Origin of the sequence: Mesorhizobium sp. M0276 (assembly GCF_040321755.1) — a bacterium.
GTDB lineage: Bacteria > Pseudomonadota > Alphaproteobacteria > Rhizobiales > Rhizobiaceae > Mesorhizobium.
In genome coordinates this window covers 1-14,742 of sequence record NZ_JAMYSC010000099.1, presented here as the reverse complement: position 1 = coordinate 14,742, position 14,742 = coordinate 1, and the positions used below count along the sequence as shown (strand labels likewise).

General features: G+C 59.6%; 15 protein-coding genes and 1 pseudogene. 7 read left to right on the top strand and 9 right to left on the bottom strand.

The genetic code is table 11. The features are described 5' to 3' along the window. Nucleotides 1-283 precede the first annotated feature (283 nt). Nucleotides 284-574 carry a hypothetical protein gene (locus NKJ01_RS34750; RefSeq protein WP_023757657.1) on the top strand — a complete coding sequence of 97 codons (291 nt, stop codon included), beginning with the start codon at nt 284-286 and terminating at the stop codon, nt 572-574. Nucleotides 575-756: 182 nt separating this feature from the next. After that, on the top strand, nt 757-1,002 hold the full coding sequence (locus NKJ01_RS34745) for a hypothetical protein (RefSeq protein ID WP_352734994.1): 246 nt from the start codon (nt 757-759) through the stop codon (nt 1,000-1,002). Between the two features lie 433 nt (nt 1,003-1,435). Here NKJ01_RS34745 and NKJ01_RS34740 read toward each other — a convergent pair whose 3' ends face one another. After that, nucleotides 1,436-1,714, bottom strand: a complete 279-nt coding sequence (locus tag NKJ01_RS34740; RefSeq protein WP_023757656.1) for a hypothetical protein — start codon at nt 1,712-1,714, stop codon at nt 1,436-1,438. A 570-nt stretch (nt 1,715-2,284) separates the two neighbouring features. Between NKJ01_RS34740 and NKJ01_RS34735 the strand changes: the two genes are divergently transcribed. From NKJ01_RS34735 to NKJ01_RS34725, 3 genes are all read left to right on the top strand, one after another. Further along, nucleotides 2,285-2,665, top strand: a complete 381-nt coding sequence (locus tag NKJ01_RS34735; RefSeq protein WP_023757655.1) for a c-type cytochrome — start codon at nt 2,285-2,287, stop codon at nt 2,663-2,665. Nucleotides 2,666-2,851: 186 nt separating this feature from the next. Beyond that, the gene (locus NKJ01_RS34730; RefSeq protein ID WP_352734992.1) at nt 2,852-3,781 is read left to right on the top strand and encodes a heme o synthase; all 930 of its coding nucleotides are present in this window, start codon (nt 2,852-2,854) and stop codon (nt 3,779-3,781) included. A gap of 456 nt (nt 3,782-4,237) precedes the next feature. Next, nucleotides 4,238-5,050, top strand: coding sequence for a DUF2189 domain-containing protein (locus NKJ01_RS34725; RefSeq protein WP_352604864.1), 813 nt, complete (start codon nt 4,238-4,240; stop codon nt 5,048-5,050). Between the two features lie 56 nt (nt 5,051-5,106). Here the strand turns inward: NKJ01_RS34725 and NKJ01_RS34720 are convergent, their stop codons facing one another. From NKJ01_RS34720 to NKJ01_RS34685, 8 genes and pseudogenes are all read right to left on the bottom strand, one after another. Further along, nucleotides 5,107-5,580, bottom strand: a complete 474-nt coding sequence (locus tag NKJ01_RS34720) for an aminoacyl-tRNA deacylase (RefSeq protein ID WP_023757652.1) — start codon at nt 5,578-5,580, stop codon at nt 5,107-5,109. A gap of 298 nt (nt 5,581-5,878) precedes the next feature. Then, complete coding sequence (locus tag NKJ01_RS34715; RefSeq protein ID WP_352604862.1) at nt 5,879-6,274, bottom strand: cytochrome C oxidase subunit IV family protein; 396 nt, start codon at nt 6,272-6,274, stop codon at nt 5,879-5,881. 26 nt (nt 6,275-6,300) lie between these two features. Continuing rightward, entirely contained in the window at nt 6,301-7,017 is a 717-nt protein-coding gene (locus NKJ01_RS34710) for a heme-copper oxidase subunit III family protein (protein ID WP_023757650.1), read from the bottom strand. A gap of 12 nt (nt 7,018-7,029) precedes the next feature. Continuing rightward, the gene (locus tag NKJ01_RS34705; protein WP_352604860.1) at nt 7,030-7,734 is read right to left on the bottom strand and encodes a cytochrome c oxidase subunit 3; all 705 of its coding nucleotides are present in this window, start codon (nt 7,732-7,734) and stop codon (nt 7,030-7,032) included. After that, complete coding sequence (gene ctaD / locus NKJ01_RS34700) at nt 7,731-9,500, bottom strand: cytochrome c oxidase subunit I (protein WP_352734988.1); 1,770 nt, start codon at nt 9,498-9,500, stop codon at nt 7,731-7,733. Before ctaD ends, NKJ01_RS34705 begins: the two co-directional genes overlap by 4 nt. Nucleotides 9,501-9,521: 21 nt before the next feature. Then, complete coding sequence (locus tag NKJ01_RS34695; RefSeq protein WP_352734986.1) at nt 9,522-10,424, bottom strand: cytochrome c oxidase subunit II; 903 nt, start codon at nt 10,422-10,424, stop codon at nt 9,522-9,524. A 288-nt stretch (nt 10,425-10,712) separates the two neighbouring features. Next, nucleotides 10,713-11,150 (bottom strand): annotated as a pseudogene (locus NKJ01_RS34690) (alpha/beta fold hydrolase); the annotation flags it as partial. Nucleotides 11,151-11,300: 150 nt separating this feature from the next. Further along, nucleotides 11,301-11,945: a hydrolase gene (locus tag NKJ01_RS34685; RefSeq protein WP_023757644.1), complete on the bottom strand. Its 645-nt coding sequence runs from the start codon at nt 11,943-11,945 to the stop codon at nt 11,301-11,303. A 154-nt stretch (nt 11,946-12,099) separates the two neighbouring features. On the opposite strand from NKJ01_RS34685, the gene NKJ01_RS34680 reads away from it, so the two are divergent. Both NKJ01_RS34680 and NKJ01_RS34675 read left to right on the top strand, forming a co-directional pair. Continuing rightward, nucleotides 12,100-12,993: a LysR family transcriptional regulator gene (locus NKJ01_RS34680; protein WP_023757643.1), complete on the top strand. Its 894-nt coding sequence runs from the start codon at nt 12,100-12,102 to the stop codon at nt 12,991-12,993. Nucleotides 12,994-13,339: 346 nt separating this feature from the next. Beyond that, on the top strand, nt 13,340-13,561 hold the full coding sequence (locus tag NKJ01_RS34675; RefSeq protein ID WP_023757642.1) for a hypothetical protein: 222 nt from the start codon (nt 13,340-13,342) through the stop codon (nt 13,559-13,561). Nucleotides 13,562-14,742 lie beyond the last annotated feature (1,181 nt).

Sequence of the window (14,742 nt, the reverse complement as noted above, 5' to 3'; positions counted from 1 at the left end):
TCAAGCGTAAGCGCCTCAAAGCCCTCATGAACCCGACCTACCGCCAAGCCGTCCTTGCAGGTTAACGATTCATGATTTCGCCCTGGGGCGCCGGGTCCAGTGGGCCTCGTGCGGCAGAGTTGGGCTAGCGGCCAAGAGTAGGTCGGTGACACAGACAGGCTCCGGGTTGCCTGCCGGGTCGCCTCTGCACGTTTTTGGAACAATCGCCGTTTTCAGGGAACCGTTCGTTCAGCTCTCGGTTGGTGTCGAGGCGCTTTATCGCTCTCTAAATCAGGAGTTGATCATGAAAAACATTCTTCTGACCTCGGCCTTCCTTGTCATGTCCGCCGGATTTGCATTTGCTCAGTCCGGCACATCAACCAGCGGGTCGTCGACGACGACGACAACTATGCCAAGCACCACCGACCAGGGCACCGACAAGACGACCACGAGCGGCATCAATCCGAACTCTGCCAAGGATTGTGCGCCGGGCCAACAAACCGGCAGTGCGAAACAGTCCGCTCCTGGTCAGCAGGACACCGATGCCAAGACGGCTGCTCCAGGCCATGTGAAAAAGACCACCGAAGGTTGTTAGCCGTCCCCAACTGAACCGGACGGGAATTGCCCGTCGCCGAGCCGCCTTGCGGCTCGGTCGCAAGACTCCCCATTTCCCAGGTTTTTCACGCCTCCTGACTGCGGCTGCCGGCGGACTTGCCAGGTCAGCCTCACAACAGCCAGCGCTAATATAAGATTCGGGTGTTGCAACAGGAGGTTCGAATGATTGCCGCAATTGCAAATCAACCTCGGCAAGTACCCGAAAAACAGACGGCGGTGGGAAAGCCGGAAACGAGCGAAGAATTTTCGCCAGGCCGCAGCGCAGACGCCGTCGGACATCTCGCCAAAATCATGGTTGGCGCAAGCGGCGACGTGGATTCTGGTGCGCAAGGTCGCGCAGCATCCAAGATCGCCAGAATGGACATCACAGTTTTGACGCCACCACCTGAAGAACCACCACCGGAGTAAGATAGTCCGGACGCGTCGGAGCCGCGCTCGTCATGCGATCCGATCGAGGGCTACGCGACGGCACTCAGCACAGATTCTGCCAGCGTCCCCAGGCCGGCACATCCCGAGCATGCGATCGTCTTTCCGGGGCAACCGATCCGATGGGTGCCTTGCGGGCAGCAATGGCCGTTTGACGCATACCATTTGGAACAGTCGAATATCCTGCCGCTGCTGTGACAGCGCGGGCATTCCATATTCACTGAAGTCATTGCCAATTTTGTCGAACTCAAATGCACAAGCCCCGCGCCGCAAGTAGCAGAGATCGTTGCGCTTTCAAGCATAGCGCCCTGACTTAAATTGGGTGGATTGGCGATGAGGGGAGATGGCCAGCGCGGACGGGTGAAGGGCTGGTGGTGGGCTGCCTGAGCCTTGGAAGATCGATCCAAGTCTGGGGCTATTGTCGCCCGGCGATAATCAAGGTCGTCGTGATAAGCTTCCTCGGCTCAATTCGCTTAAGGCAATGATCGGGCGTGTTTGGGATTGGAAATATTTCAGATCGGGAATCTTGGGGCGTCGCCTTGGCGCATCCTTCCCCGGTGACAGCAACAGGATCGCTGGGCTGCGTACTGGCAGCTTGGGTGGCCGCGGACGCAAAAAGGATCGTTTGGGTTATGAGAGCCGAAAAGGCGGCAACCTGGACCAACACGGCGGCGAGGGCGATTTTCTTGAGCATGCGACAGAACGCTCTTCAACGCCCCCGGTTCCTCCGGCTTCCAGTTTTTAAGCTCCTGACGGGAACAAGAGACCGGCGATCCGGTTAACTGGATCATGTCCAACACGATCAAGGAACCGCCACCGAGCCCCGAACCGAAGGAGCTACCTGTCCATCGCGACAAAAAGCACCGTCAGAACTTGAACATGTCGAACCGCCACCGCGAGACGTGCGAGAGGCACCGGTGCCCAATCCAAACGGCGAGAAGAAATCCTGACGAGATCGCAGAAGCCAAGACAGGGCATATGCCTGCTCTGGCGAAAGCGCGGAGGCCCGGCGTCGCGACATCATCGACGAGCGCACTCCGAAACCGAAATCGAGGAACGCGCGGTTTCGCTCGCCATGCTGCAGACCGCCTAAACCTTTGGACGGTAAGCCTCTTCTACCTGCCGGCCAGATTCCGTGTTATATAGGTGTCGCAATCCATATGGGAGAAGCGGACAATCTGTTCTGCCGTGAAAGGCGCATTTCTGTTGGTACCGGCATGCGCGGATCGTCTCAGGCACATTTGACGATAGGGAGGAAAAAGTCATGCGCTTGGTCGCATTTTTCGCCGTCGTGTCCGTTGCAACCTTCGCCGCCAATCCGTCGCAGGCTCAGGACGCTGCGGCTGGCGAGAAGGTCTTCACCAAATGCAAGGTCTGCCACATCGCAGACGAGGATAAGAACAAGATCGGACCATCGCTGCACGGCGTCATCGGCCGGACCGCCGGTACGCATCCGGATTTCAAATATTCTGATGCCATGATTGCGGCCGGCAAATCAGGCGTTAAATGGGACGAGCCAACACTGACCACCTATCTTCACGATCCCAAAGCCATGGTCAAAGGAACCAAGATGGCGTTTCCCGGCCTCAAGAACGATGCAGACGTGGCCAACGTCATTGCCTATCTGAAAACGTTCTCCAAGTGACGTGGCTCCTCCGCAATATGGCTAACCGCTTGTCCTGTCGTGGTCTATCCGGACCGGAGGGCAACGTGAGCAAAAACCGTGTTCCAGTTTTTGCACGCGCGCCTTCAGTTCGGGATCGTGGCCTAATGCGCGTCGCGTCCACTTTTGAGCGACTTGCATTGGGTTGCCTGCTTCCATCGGTCTGCGATGTCGACTAGGGAAAGCCGCCTCAAGGATACCGGCATCCGCCTTTCGGAAGCGACGGCGGGTGATTTCTTCACGCTTATGAAGCCGCGGGTCATGGCGCTTGCAGTATTCACTGCTTTCGTTGGCCTGATGGCGGCGCCTGGCGCGATGGATCCGGTCATCGCCGTGATTGCAATCGGTGCGATTGCGATCGGAGCAGGAGCGGCCGGGGCCCTCAACATGTGGTACGACGCCGATATCGACGCGCTGATGTCGCGCACATCAAAACGGCCGGTTCCGTCGGGCCGCGTCACGCCGGGTGAAGCGCTCGGCTTCGGCCTGGTGCTTTCCGCGCTTTCGGTCATGACGCTCGGCGTTCTGGTTGGCTGGCTTGCCGCATCGCTGCTGGCCTTCACCATCTTTTTCTACGTCGTCATCTATACGATGTGGCTGAAGCGCTCGACGCCGCAGAACATCGTCATCGGCGGGGCGGCGGGTGCCCTTCCTCCTGTCATTGGCTGGGCGGCCGCCACTGGCGCGATCGGCATCGAAAGCGTCATCCTGTTCCTGATCATCTTTCTGTGGACGCCGCCGCATTTTTGGGCGCTCGCGCTGTTCAAGGTCGGCGACTACGCAGCTGCCGGCATCCCGATGATGCCAAACGTGGCCGGCCAGGCGTCGACCAGAAAACAGATACTCGCCTATTCGCTGCTCTTGGCGCCAATCGGCGTGCTGCCCTGGGCGGTTGGATTCGCGAGCGTGTTTTATGGACTTGTTTCGGCTGCATTGGGCGCGGGTTTCATCTGGCACGCCTGGAAGGTCCTGGCCGCTCCAGACGCGGAGATGAAGACTGCAAAGGCGCTGTTCGCCTTCTCGATTTTCTATCTTTTCGCGATCTTTGCCATGCTGCTTGCCGACACCATCGCAATGCGGGCATTCATGCCAGGTTGACGGCCTGACCGCTGTTCTTGGAATACTTGACGAGCCGAGAGGTCGGCAATTGCCAGGACCGGATCCGCGATCACGATGGTATTGCACAGAATCCCAGGATCAGCAGAGCGACTATGCCAAGGCCGAGTATGAGACGCGTCCTTCCGTCCATGGCATTCACCTTTGACTCGCCGCATGAACCTTGAAAATCGGAATCGATTTTCGGCAAGGATCATGCGCCAGCCAACACGGTACAGCGTCCTTTGCGCGCCCAAAAAAGGACGCGCGGCGCTGTGTGAGAATATCGGAAAAGACCCACCAGAGCTAGCCGGTGGAGTTCTTCCGACAAAGGGCGACAAGTCCCTGGCAAAAGAGTATGTTGGTTGCGGTGCAGGTCGCGGTTTTGCGTGGCCAGTCATGCAGAACGGCAGCACCGTGAAACCGCGACCTCACCGGACCCGCTCTGGAGGAACGGTCATGGCAAGTTTTCATGTGATAGCAGGCGCCAGCGATACGCTGGAGCATACCAAAATTCGAAAAATCGGTGTTTCCGACCTTTTCGACGCGCTCAAGCGTGGCGTCGACGATTTCATGGTCAAGCCGTCGCACATCGTCTTTCTCTGCCTGATCTATCCGCTGGTGGGAGTCGTGCTCGCCGTCTGGACGTCGGGCGCCAATGCGTTGCCGTTGTTGTTCCCGCTCGTTTCCGGTTTTGCGCTGATTGGCCCTTTTGCGGCGATAGGTCTCTATGAAATCAGCCGCAGACGGGAAGCCAGACTCGACACCTCCTGGAGGCACGCTTTCGAGGTCAGGAATTCTCCGGCACTCCCGGCCATCGCGGCGGTCGGGATCATGCTGTTGGCAATCTTCATCACATGGCTTTTGACCGCCCAGCTATTTTACCAGTATCTTTTCGGCCCGGCGCCGCCGGCATCGATATCCGGCTTCATCAACGAAATATTCGCCACCGGACGTGGCTGGACGCTGATCATCCTGGGTCACGCCATCGGCTTCGTCTTCGCTGCGGTCGTGTTGTGCACAACGGTCATCGCCTTCCCATTGTTGCTCGACCGCGACGTCGGCGCTTACGAGGCCATCCACACCTCGGTGCGCGCGGTGCTGGCGAACCCAATCACCATGGCTGTCTGGGGGCTGATTGTCGCCGTCGCCCTGATCATCGGCTCGCTGCCGGTGTTCGCCGGGCTGGCCGTCGTGTTGCCGATTCTCGGTCACGCCACCTGGCATGTCTACCGCAAGGTCGTGGAGCCGCCCTCCAGATCGGCGAGTTGAGAACGTTCTGCCCCATCCCGCGCCGGCGAGAGTGCGGTGCGGGATGATCGAAGCCGTCAGTAAGCCGCGTGGCTGAAGCGGGCCTGGTAGGCACCCATCGTCAGGTTGCGGAAATCCTTGCCGCTGACATGCACTAGCGTTTTATGGTCGCCGCCTTCGAAGTAGACGTCGGTGGCGTCGCCAAGGCTTTCGTCGACGATCACTGGCACATTGTAGGCCGCGCCGATCGGCGGGATCGCGCCGGTGTCGCAATCGCCGAAGAGCGAAGCCATCTCGTCTTCGGAGGCGAGTCCGAGACGCTTGTCCATGACGTCTTGCAATGTGCCGAGCTCGATCCTGTGGGTGCTCGGAACCACGGCCACTGCATAGCCAAGCTCGTGGTGAACGACCACGGATTTCGCCATGATGCTGCCGGGCACATGCGCGGCTATTGCCGCCTGCCTGCTTGTCGAAGTGCGATGATGAGCGACGGTGTCGTAGGGAATTCCCTTGCCGTCGATGAAGTCCTTCAGTCTGTTCGCGATCGTCATCTTGGCCTCCCTTGCCGGAGTTTGCGACGCATCGGGAAACGACGGCAATCATCCCACTTATGTCGTTTCCGATGTCAGAGCCTGTTCTGTTCCGAAAGTCGGGATCGGCTCTCTTGTTGTTCGAGCAAGATCTTTTTCGAAACGAAGATCGGTGGAGCAAAAACCGGATCCACTTTTCGGGATCATGCTCTAACAAAATGGGCCAGTTGCCGATTGTTTCAAGGCGCCGGCCACCGAACTGGACACACGCCGGATGCGTGGGGCCTGACCAGAATGCCATGGCACTCCGGATTGGGCCTCAGGGCCCGGACCCGAAAAACGTCAGCCGGGTGGAAAGTGTATAATCCGATTCGAGGACCATCATTGTCACGAACACCAGCACCAGTATCGGCGGCAGGATGATCGCATAGGCCAGCGCCAGCCGTTCCCAAGCCATGTGCATGAAGACGGCGACTATCAGCCCTGCCTTGAGGATCATAAAGATCAGGATCAGCGACCATCTGAGATAGCCGTGAAGGCCGAAATAATCGACCAGGTAGGAGCACGTGCTGAGGATGAACAGCCATGCCCAGACCACCAGATAGAGCTTGATCGGATGTTCCTGATGCGCGTCGGCATGGGCGACAGCGGCCGGCGCTTCATGCGCAGCCTGAAGTGCGTGTTGCCCGAGGCCGTTTGCGGTTGCTTCAGCCATTTTTTCCTCTCACCAAAGCCTGCCTCTCACCAAAGATAAAAGAATGCGAAGATGAATACCCAGACCAGATCGACGAAGTGCCAGTACAGCCCCATGATCTCGACATTCTCGTAGCGCCCCGTGCGGCTGGTGAAGAAGCCGCGTCGCCCGGTGTCGAAATCTCCGCGCCATACCTTGCGCGCCACGATGATCAGGAAGATCACCCCGATCGTCACATGGGTGCCGTGGAAACCGGTGATCATGAAGAAAGTCGAACCGAATTGTGCGGCGCCCCAGGGGTTGCCCCAGGGCCGTACCCCTTCGGTGATCAGCTTGGTCCATTCGAAGGCTTGCATGCCGACAAAGGTCGCGCCGAGTGCCGCGGTCAGAAGCATCAGGATCGCTGTCTTGCGGCGGTCGCGGCGATAGCCGAAATTGACCGCCATGGCCATTGTTCCGCTGCTCGAGATCAGCACGAAGGTCATGATCGCAATAAGGATCAGCGGGATATCCGAGCCGCCGATACGAAGCGCAAAGACCTCGCTCGGATTGGGCCACGGCACGCGTGTCGAAATGCGAGCGGTCATGTAGGAGAGCAGGAAGCAGCCGAAGATGAAGGTGTCGCTGAGCAGGAAGATCCACATCATGGCCTTGCCCCAGGACACGTTCTTGAACGCCCGCTGATCCGAGGACCAGTCGGCGGCAATGCCTTGCCAGCCTGAGGGCCGTGGCTCCGTCTGGGTATGCGTGAGTGTCTCTGCCATTCGTTTGATCCCTTAGGTCAGCAACTGTCGGCAAATGTCGATGAACGTCGCGGCCCAGCCGGCCAGTAGGGCAAAGACGGCGAGCCAGACGAAGAGCAGGAAATGCCAGTACATGGCGCACAACTCGACACTGAGGCGAAGCCGTTCGGGCCGCGCTGCGTTCCAGGCGCTGGCGGTTGTTCTGCCGAGGCCCACCAGCCCGCCCAGTATGTGCAGGCCATGCATGCCGGTGATCAGGTAGAAAAAGCTGTTGGCCGGATTGGAGGTCAGAAAATAGCCGTCGGCGGTCAGCTGCCGCCATGCCATGAGCTGTCCGATCAGGAAGGCAAGCGCCGTGAGCCCGGCCGTGGCGAGGCCGAGCCTGACCATGTCGACCTGGCCCCTGCGCGCCGCGACCGAGGCGCATTGCAGGGCAATGCTGCTCAGGACCAGCACCCCGGTGTTGAGCCAGAGCAGCCGCGGCAGCGGCAGCGGCTGCCAGTCCGATACCGCCATCCGCATGAAATAGGCGCTGGTGAAGAGCGCGAACAGGCAGCCGACGACGGCGAGGAAGACACCGAGGCCGATCTTGGCGGTGGGTAGCGCCGACCGGTCGAGGGCGACAAAATCCCCGGCCAGACCTTGCTCGAGCCATGGCTTCGACATCAGCCCCTGATGTGAAAGCCACCATCCGGCAAAGCCGGCGATGACGAACAGGAAGACTATGATAACGCTCATGCCGGCTCCCTCGAGGGGCCAAAGGAGCCCGGCATGTTCTGCGGAATGAAATCCTCCTTGGCGCCTGGCACGCTGTAATCATAGGCCCAGCGATAGACGATCGGTAGGTCCTTGCCGAAATTGCCGTGGGCCGGCGGTGTTTGCGGCGTCTGCCATTCGAGGGTCGTGGCCCGCCACGGATTGCCGCCAGCCTCGCGGCCATGGCGGATGCTCCAGATGAGATTGAACAGGAACACCATCTGAGCGAAGCCGACGATGAACGCCATGATGCTGATGAACGAGTTCAGGTGGTGGGCTGACTCGGTCATGACAGTCATGTCGGTCAGTTCAGCATAGCGCCGCGGCACGCCCATCAGGCCGAGGTAGTGCATGGGGAAGAAAATCAGGTAGGCGCCGAGGAAGGTGACCCAGAAATGGAACCGGCCCAGCATTTCGTTGAGCATCCGGCCAGTGACCTTCGGGTACCAATGATAGATCGCGCCAAAAACCACGAGGATCGGGGCGACACCCATGACCATATGGAAGTGGGCGACGACGAACATCGTGTCGGACAGCGGAACATCGACGACGACATTGCCAAGAAACAACCCGGTCAGCCCACCATTGACGAAGGTGACGATGAAGGCCAGGGCAAAGAGCATAGGTATGGTGAGATGGATGTCGCCGCGCCATAAGGTCAGCACCCAGTTGTAGACCTTGATGGCAGTCGGAATGGCGATGATCAGCGTCGTGGTGGCGAAGAAGAAGCCGAAATAGGGGTGCATGCCGCTGACATACATGTGGTGCGCCCAGACCACGAAGCTCAGCGCGCCAATGCCGACGATGGCCCAAACCATCATCCGATAGCCGAAAATGTTCTTGCGTGCATGGGTGCTGATCAGGTCGGAGACGATACCGAAGGCCGGCAACGCCACGATGTAGACCTCGGGATGGCCGAAGAACCAGAACAGGTGCTGGAACAGGATCGGGCTGCCGCCATTGTGCTGCAGTTGCTCGCCCATCTCGGAGATCGCCGGCATGAAGAAGCTGGTGCCGAGGACGCGGTCGAGCAGCATCATGACGCAGGCGACGAACAGCGCCGGAAAGGCAAGCAGCGCCATGACGGTTGCTGTGAAGATGCCCCAGACGGTCAGCGGCAGGCGCATCATCGTCATGCCGCGCGTGCGGCCCTGCAGCACCGTCACCACATAGTTCAGGCCGCCCATCGTGAAACCGATGATGAACAGTATCAGTGAGGAGAGCATCAGGATGATGCCCCAGTCCTGGCCGCCCGGCGTGCCGCTCATGATGGCTTGTGGCGGGTAGAGCGTCCAGCCGGCGCCCGTCGGTCCGCCCGGTGCAAAGAAGCTCGACACCAGGACCAGCACGGCGAGCAGGTAGATCCAGTAGCTCAGCATGTTGACATAGGGGAAAACCATGTCGCGCGCGCCGACCATCAGCGGGATCAGATAGTTGCCGAAGCCGCCGAGGAAGAGGGCGGTGAGCAGGTAGATCACCATGATCATGCCGTGCATGGTGATGAACTGGTAGTAGGCTTCCGGGGTGATGAAGTCGAACGTGCCGGGGAAGCCGAGTTGCAGCCGCATCAGCCAGGATAGCACCAGGGCGACCAGGCCGATTCCCGTTGCCGTCGCCGAATACTGGATGGCTATGACCTTGGCGTCCTGCGAGAAGACGTAACTCGTCCACCAACTGTGCGGATGGTAAAGCTCCACTTCCGCGACTTCGGCCGGGGGGATGCCATCTGCAGGTGTGATGTCGACCATAGGAACAACTCCGCGTCCTTTTCAGCGAGACCCGACCGTTTCGAGCTTTGCTGCAATTTTCAAACCTGGCGCCATCGTCTTGCCCGGCGCCATAGTCTTCCCCGGAGCGTTGTCTGCCGCGCCCGTTTGCTGGGGTGCCGACAACTGCGCGAAAGTCTGCTGCTGGCCAAACCAGGCCAGGTAGTCCTGCTGCGTGTCGACCACGACCACACCATGCATTAAGGGATGCCCCTGGCCGCAAAGTTCGGCGCACAGGACCTGAAAGGTTCCGGTCTTGGTCGGGGTGAACCAGAAATAGGTGACCGAGCCGGGGATCATGTCCATCTTGGCGCGGAATTCCGGCACATAGAAATCATGCAGCACATCGATCGAGCGGAGCAGCATCTTGACCGGCTTGCCGACCGGCAAATGCAGATCAGCCGCTTCGACCAGGACATCGTCCTGACCATTGGGATCGCTGGCGATCACGCCCAGCGGATTGTCGGTGGTGACGTCGCGGGTGTCGGATGTGCCAAGCTTGCCGTCCTTGCCGGGCAGACGGAAACTCCACTGCCACTGCTGGCCGACGACTTCGACCTCCGTTGCGTCGCTCGGGACGTTGACGAACCGGCTCCAGACGAACAGGCCGGGAACCAGCAACGCCGTGACCCCGACCGCTGTGACGATCGTCAACCAAGATTCGAGCCGCTTATTCTCCGGCTCGTAGGCGGCCCGGTTCCCTTCCCGATGACGGAAGCGGAAGACGCAATAGGCCATGAAAAGCACTACGGCGGCGAAGACGACGCCGGTAATCCAGAAGGTGATGATGATGGTGTTGTCGATATAGCCCCAGTTCGAGGCAATCGGCGTCCACCACCATGGGCTCAGCAGGTGGAACAGCACCGAGCCCACTACAATCAAAACGAGTACAAGCGCTACGGCCATGTCCCGTTCCTCCCCGGCATTCTGGAGGACGCGAAGCTGGTCCCGGCGAATGCCAAGGTCATCATAGCTCTTTTTTCGGTTGAAATTCCAGAGCCGACTATCTTGACGGGAAAAATGTCGCCAAGATTAAACTCCTGAAGACGCTTGCACTGGAAGGAGAGGGCTGAAGTCCAACTGCGAGCAGGCGGCGCTCGCAGTTTTGATTGAAATGGCTCCCCGGAGTCGATGAAGCTGAGAAATGCGAATTCGCTATCACCCTGCGCCACATTCGCCGAAAATGCGCAAAGGTCCACCGGTGGAATGGCCGATGTGAACCGCGTCCTTCAGGTCCAGCGCCCAAACGCGTCGGCCGCGTAATGATCGATGTCGTGACCATCGGCGACCTGCTCCGAGCGTCCGTGGCCGCGCCGGTTATGCGCGACCACTCGATAGCCCTTCGACAGGAAGAAAAGCATCTGCGCGTCCCAGTCGTCGGAGCTGAGCGGCCACCCAGGTGAAAAACGATCGGCTGGGCGTCCTTGTGACCCCAGTCCTTGTAGAAAATCTGTACGTCGTCGTCGGTCGTGACAAAACCCGTGGTGTATTCTCCCTCCGGAACATTGTGGTTGCGGGCCCCGCCGCGCACACGGCGCCCCGCGGAAGGGTGAAGCTCGCGGCGAGCGCCGGGGCCGAGATCAGGACGTCGCGGCGGTCGAGTGGCAGGCCAAGGGTGAAGGCGGGAGGCATCGAGGAACTCCGCGAGTTATTCAGAAGGCGGCGGGTGGGATCACACGCAATCGCCGCACATGAGCGGCTTTGTTTCGGTAGAAGGGCGGCGAAGGCCGGCAAGCGGATCGATTCCGACCTTCACCGAAGTGCTCGCCATGCCGACCGGGATCAGCCGGCTACTGGCGTGTTGAGAAGCTGCTGCTCCCAAAGATACGCGATGCCGCTGCCGCCGAAGTGCTGGATGAGAATCTCGGTCAGCTCCTCGACATGCTCGGTGCGCGCCCAATCGCGTTGCCATTCGCCAGCGAGCGCCATCACGGTCATCACGTTCGCGCCGGCCGCGATCATTCGCTGGATGGCAACTTCGTGAGACTCCTTCGAAATCCCGCCCGACGCGTCGGTTATAACGGTCACATCCCAGCCTTCGCCGGCGGCCTGGATCACAGGCATTGCGACGCAGACCTCGGTCCACAGGCCGGCGATGATCAGCTGCTTGCGGCCGGTCGCCTTGACGACGTTCACCACATTCTCGTCCTGCCAGGTGTTCACCCAGGTGCGATCGATGACTTCCTGGTCCGGAAATACGTCGGTGATCTGCTTGAAGAGAAGTCCACCGCGCGCCGCGATCACGCTGGTGAGAATGGTCGGAACATTGAAGGCTTTTGCTAGCTTCGCCAGCGCGGTCGTGTTGTTGACCACCATGTGCGGATCGTGGCTGTTCAGGTTTGCGAGCTGGTAAGGTTGGTGATCGATCAGAACGAGGACCGAATCTTCGGGACGAAGAAGCGAATCGAGGCCGTTGCGAGGGGTCATCAAGACTTCCTTTCTCTGCCGCCATGGACGGCAATGGGTTCACGGGAGACATGCGCCAGCGGGCGACGTTGTCTGGACGCAATTTGCCGTTCCTTTTGGTGATGCGGTAGTGCCATAGTCAGGCAAGCTGTGTCGCGAAACGAGGAACGCTGTATTGGACATCGAAGATCTACAGACATTCGTCGCAGTGGCCGATGCAGGGGGCGTATCGGCCGCCGCGCGCCGGCTCGGCGTCTCCAAGTCAATCGTCAGTCGGCGGCTCTTTCGGGTTGAAGCGGAGCTCGGGGTTCAGCTTCTTGCAAGAACAACCCGCGGCGCCGCGCTTACGGAAGCGGGAATCACGTTCAGGGACCATGCGGCCCGGGCCAGCGCCGAGATCGACACCGCAAGGGAAACGATCCTCCCCACCGGTGAGCTGCGCGGCCGCCTGAGGGTTGCCATGCCGCTTACTTTCGGCCCAACCCACTTCGCCCCCGTGCTCGCGGAGATGGCGCGCCAGCACCCGCAGCTTCACATTCATACCTCCTACAGCGATCGCTTCGTCGATCTCATCGCAGAGGGTTTCGATTGCGCGATCCGGGTTGGCTACCTTCAGGACTCCAACCTGATCGCGAAGCGCGTCGGGCCGTTCCATGGCAAGCTTGTCGCCAGCCCGGACTATATCGAAGCGCACGGTTCACCTGAGACTCTGGACGAACTCGTCACCCATCAGGCCCTCATGCAGGGAACAGAAACCTGGCAGTTCATGGATAATGGCAAGGTTGTCACGGTTCAGCCGCAGGGCAGGTTCAAGGCCGATAGCGCTACGGCGCTTGCCGCCGCGGCGGCGGCAGGTCTCGGCATCGCCTGGCTCGCCGATTGCATCACACATGAATATGTGGCCTCCGGCACGCTGGTCCCGATCATGACACGCTATCCGGTACCTCCGGCGGCCGCGTATGTCGTCCGCCCGCCGGGTCAGCATCCCACGCGGAAAGTCAGGGTGCTCACCGAAATGCTAACTGAGTATTTCAAACGCAACCCGGAACTTTGGGGTCTCGACAGCTAGGACACGAACGCTGCGAAGCCTCTCGAAGACCTGTGTTCGAGGTGGCACTCCTTCGGCGACCTGGCCCGCACGTTCCACTTGCTGCGACGCTGCTTGACCTATCTAGGGGCTATCGTGCAGACGGTCGCGCGCCAGTCTTAGACATTCAGGAAGCCTAGGACCGGAAGCCCAGGAGAGGATGGCTGGCGCGAGAGGCTGCTTCGTTAAGCGATAGCTAATATAGATGAGCCCGCGTCATCCAATCGAGGGATGGCGCGACGTAAACCCCCGCTCCACCTAATGGCAAGGCAAAGGGCGGCAACCCGGTTTTGCCGCCCAATGGGCCTGCTGGCTCTAGGGGCTAAATATGAGCAAGACGACTCTCGTACTCGCTATCCTCGCGATCAGCATCAGCTATGCCGATGCCAAGGGCCATAAGGTGAACCTGCCGGTTTGCACCGCGTCAAGCTCACTCGCCGAAGTCCTGGGGGACAAATGTTTTCTCGTCAAAGGTTCGAAGATCTATGGCGACATCGCCGATCTTTCCCAGATAGTCATTTGGGCTGGTGGCGGAGCTGGCGGTCTGTGACGGGTGCCCTTGGGCAGTGCGACGACCGCGAGCAAGACGACTGCGACGACGAGGAAGGCGGCGACTCCGAGCCGGACAACGACCGCGAACAAATCAGGTGGCGCGACGATCCGACTGATCAGACCGTACTGATGCGGCTATGAAGGGAAACATCGCCGAACGGCGATATGATCTGGTCCATCTTGACCGAAGACTCCAGCGGCGGACGCTCGTTTCGCTTGTCGCCAGAGCTGGGCGCGGAGTTCCGGTCCTATTTTTCCGAGATGATCCGCCAGAAGGCGAACTGATCAAACCTGCAGACTTGCAGGATTGGCCCGCTGCCGATGGTGGCGGGCTTTCTTTATCTTGTGGCAGAAAAGTCACGCAGCTGGAATATGCTGAGCTTCAACCGGCGCGAGCTTATTATCCAGCTAAGTGAGGCGTACCGTTGTTTCGCGGGCAAAGGGGATGCCCGACACTCCTCCCGAACTAGGCCCGCTGCCCGCAAAGGCGGCGGGCTTTTTGCTTAGCCCATCCTGACGTTGTCGGCGGCATTTGCGCTTCGACAGCTAGATGTAGCCCGCACTGAATTTTGCCAGCAGACTGGCAGTAGGGCTGTTTCGACTAAGTGCTTGTAAATGTTTGGCTCCCCGGGCCGGACAACTTTGATAAATCGAACCGGGGACAAAAGTGCCAGAAAGCCTTTGTTTACGGTCATTTAGTGCGACCGCTTCCCCAAAGCGTGGACCGCCTTGGTGTATCTCAAGGGGTAGCAGCGGTGTATCTCTCAGTCAAGCGTTGACGAGCGCTGCGACGACATTATGGCTCGTCAGAGGCTATGCCTCGACGTTTGGGTCAGACGCGTCGAGTTTGATCGTAAATCCCGCGTCGATTGCGCTTCGCGCAATGAGATCGCCAAGTTGCCACTCTGTGAGTTCGCAAAGCGGAAGCATTCTCCTCACGGTGAGACTGACCTCCGATACCGAAATGCTCGGGCTATCAATGTTGTCGATGAGGTAGCAGACAATCGCCTGGCGAATGTCTGAGAAGGTAGGCGTCTGGGTGAGCGCAGACATATATGGCCTACGAATGGAGCCGTGGTTCTACACCCTCGGCTGTTTTTGCATCGAAGGCGACGGGCACACCGTGAGTGATGCATGCCTCAGCCAGCAGCTCTTCCAATTCGAGATCGGTGGCCTTGC

Excerpts from the sequence above, each read along its gene's own strand:
- NKJ01_RS34675 (WP_023757642.1), top strand. The coding sequence starts at position 13,340 with ATGAGCAAGACGACTCTCGTACTCGCTATCCTCGCGATCAGCATCAGC.
- NKJ01_RS34740 (WP_023757656.1), bottom strand. The coding sequence starts at position 1,714 with ATGCTCAAGAAAATCGCCCTCGCCGCCGTGTTGGTCCAGGTTGCCGCC.
- NKJ01_RS34705 (WP_352604860.1), bottom strand. The coding sequence starts at position 7,734 with ATGAGCGTTATCATAGTCTTCCTGTTCGTCATCGCCGGCTTTGCCGGA.
- NKJ01_RS34730 (WP_352734992.1), top strand. The coding sequence starts at position 2,852 with ATGTCGACTAGGGAAAGCCGCCTCAAGGATACCGGCATCCGCCTTTCG.
- NKJ01_RS34745 (WP_352734994.1), top strand. The coding sequence starts at position 757 with ATGATTGCCGCAATTGCAAATCAACCTCGGCAAGTACCCGAAAAACAG.
- NKJ01_RS34695 (WP_352734986.1), bottom strand. The coding sequence starts at position 10,424 with ATGGCCGTAGCGCTTGTACTCGTTTTGATTGTAGTGGGCTCGGTGCTG.
- NKJ01_RS34735 (WP_023757655.1), top strand. The coding sequence starts at position 2,285 with ATGCGCTTGGTCGCATTTTTCGCCGTCGTGTCCGTTGCAACCTTCGCC.
- NKJ01_RS34685 (WP_023757644.1), bottom strand. The coding sequence starts at position 11,945 with ATGACCCCTCGCAACGGCCTCGATTCGCTTCTTCGTCCCGAAGATTCG.
- NKJ01_RS34715 (WP_352604862.1), bottom strand. The coding sequence starts at position 6,274 with ATGGCTGAAGCAACCGCAAACGGCCTCGGGCAACACGCACTTCAGGCT.
- NKJ01_RS34710 (WP_023757650.1), bottom strand. The coding sequence starts at position 7,017 with ATGGCAGAGACACTCACGCATACCCAGACGGAGCCACGGCCCTCAGGC.
- NKJ01_RS34720 (WP_023757652.1), bottom strand. The coding sequence starts at position 5,580 with ATGACGATCGCGAACAGACTGAAGGACTTCATCGACGGCAAGGGAATT.
- NKJ01_RS34725 (WP_352604864.1), top strand. The coding sequence starts at position 4,238 with ATGGCAAGTTTTCATGTGATAGCAGGCGCCAGCGATACGCTGGAGCAT.
- ctaD (WP_352734988.1), bottom strand. The coding sequence starts at position 9,500 with ATGGTCGACATCACACCTGCAGATGGCATCCCCCCGGCCGAAGTCGCG.
- NKJ01_RS34750 (WP_023757657.1), top strand. The coding sequence starts at position 284 with ATGAAAAACATTCTTCTGACCTCGGCCTTCCTTGTCATGTCCGCCGGA.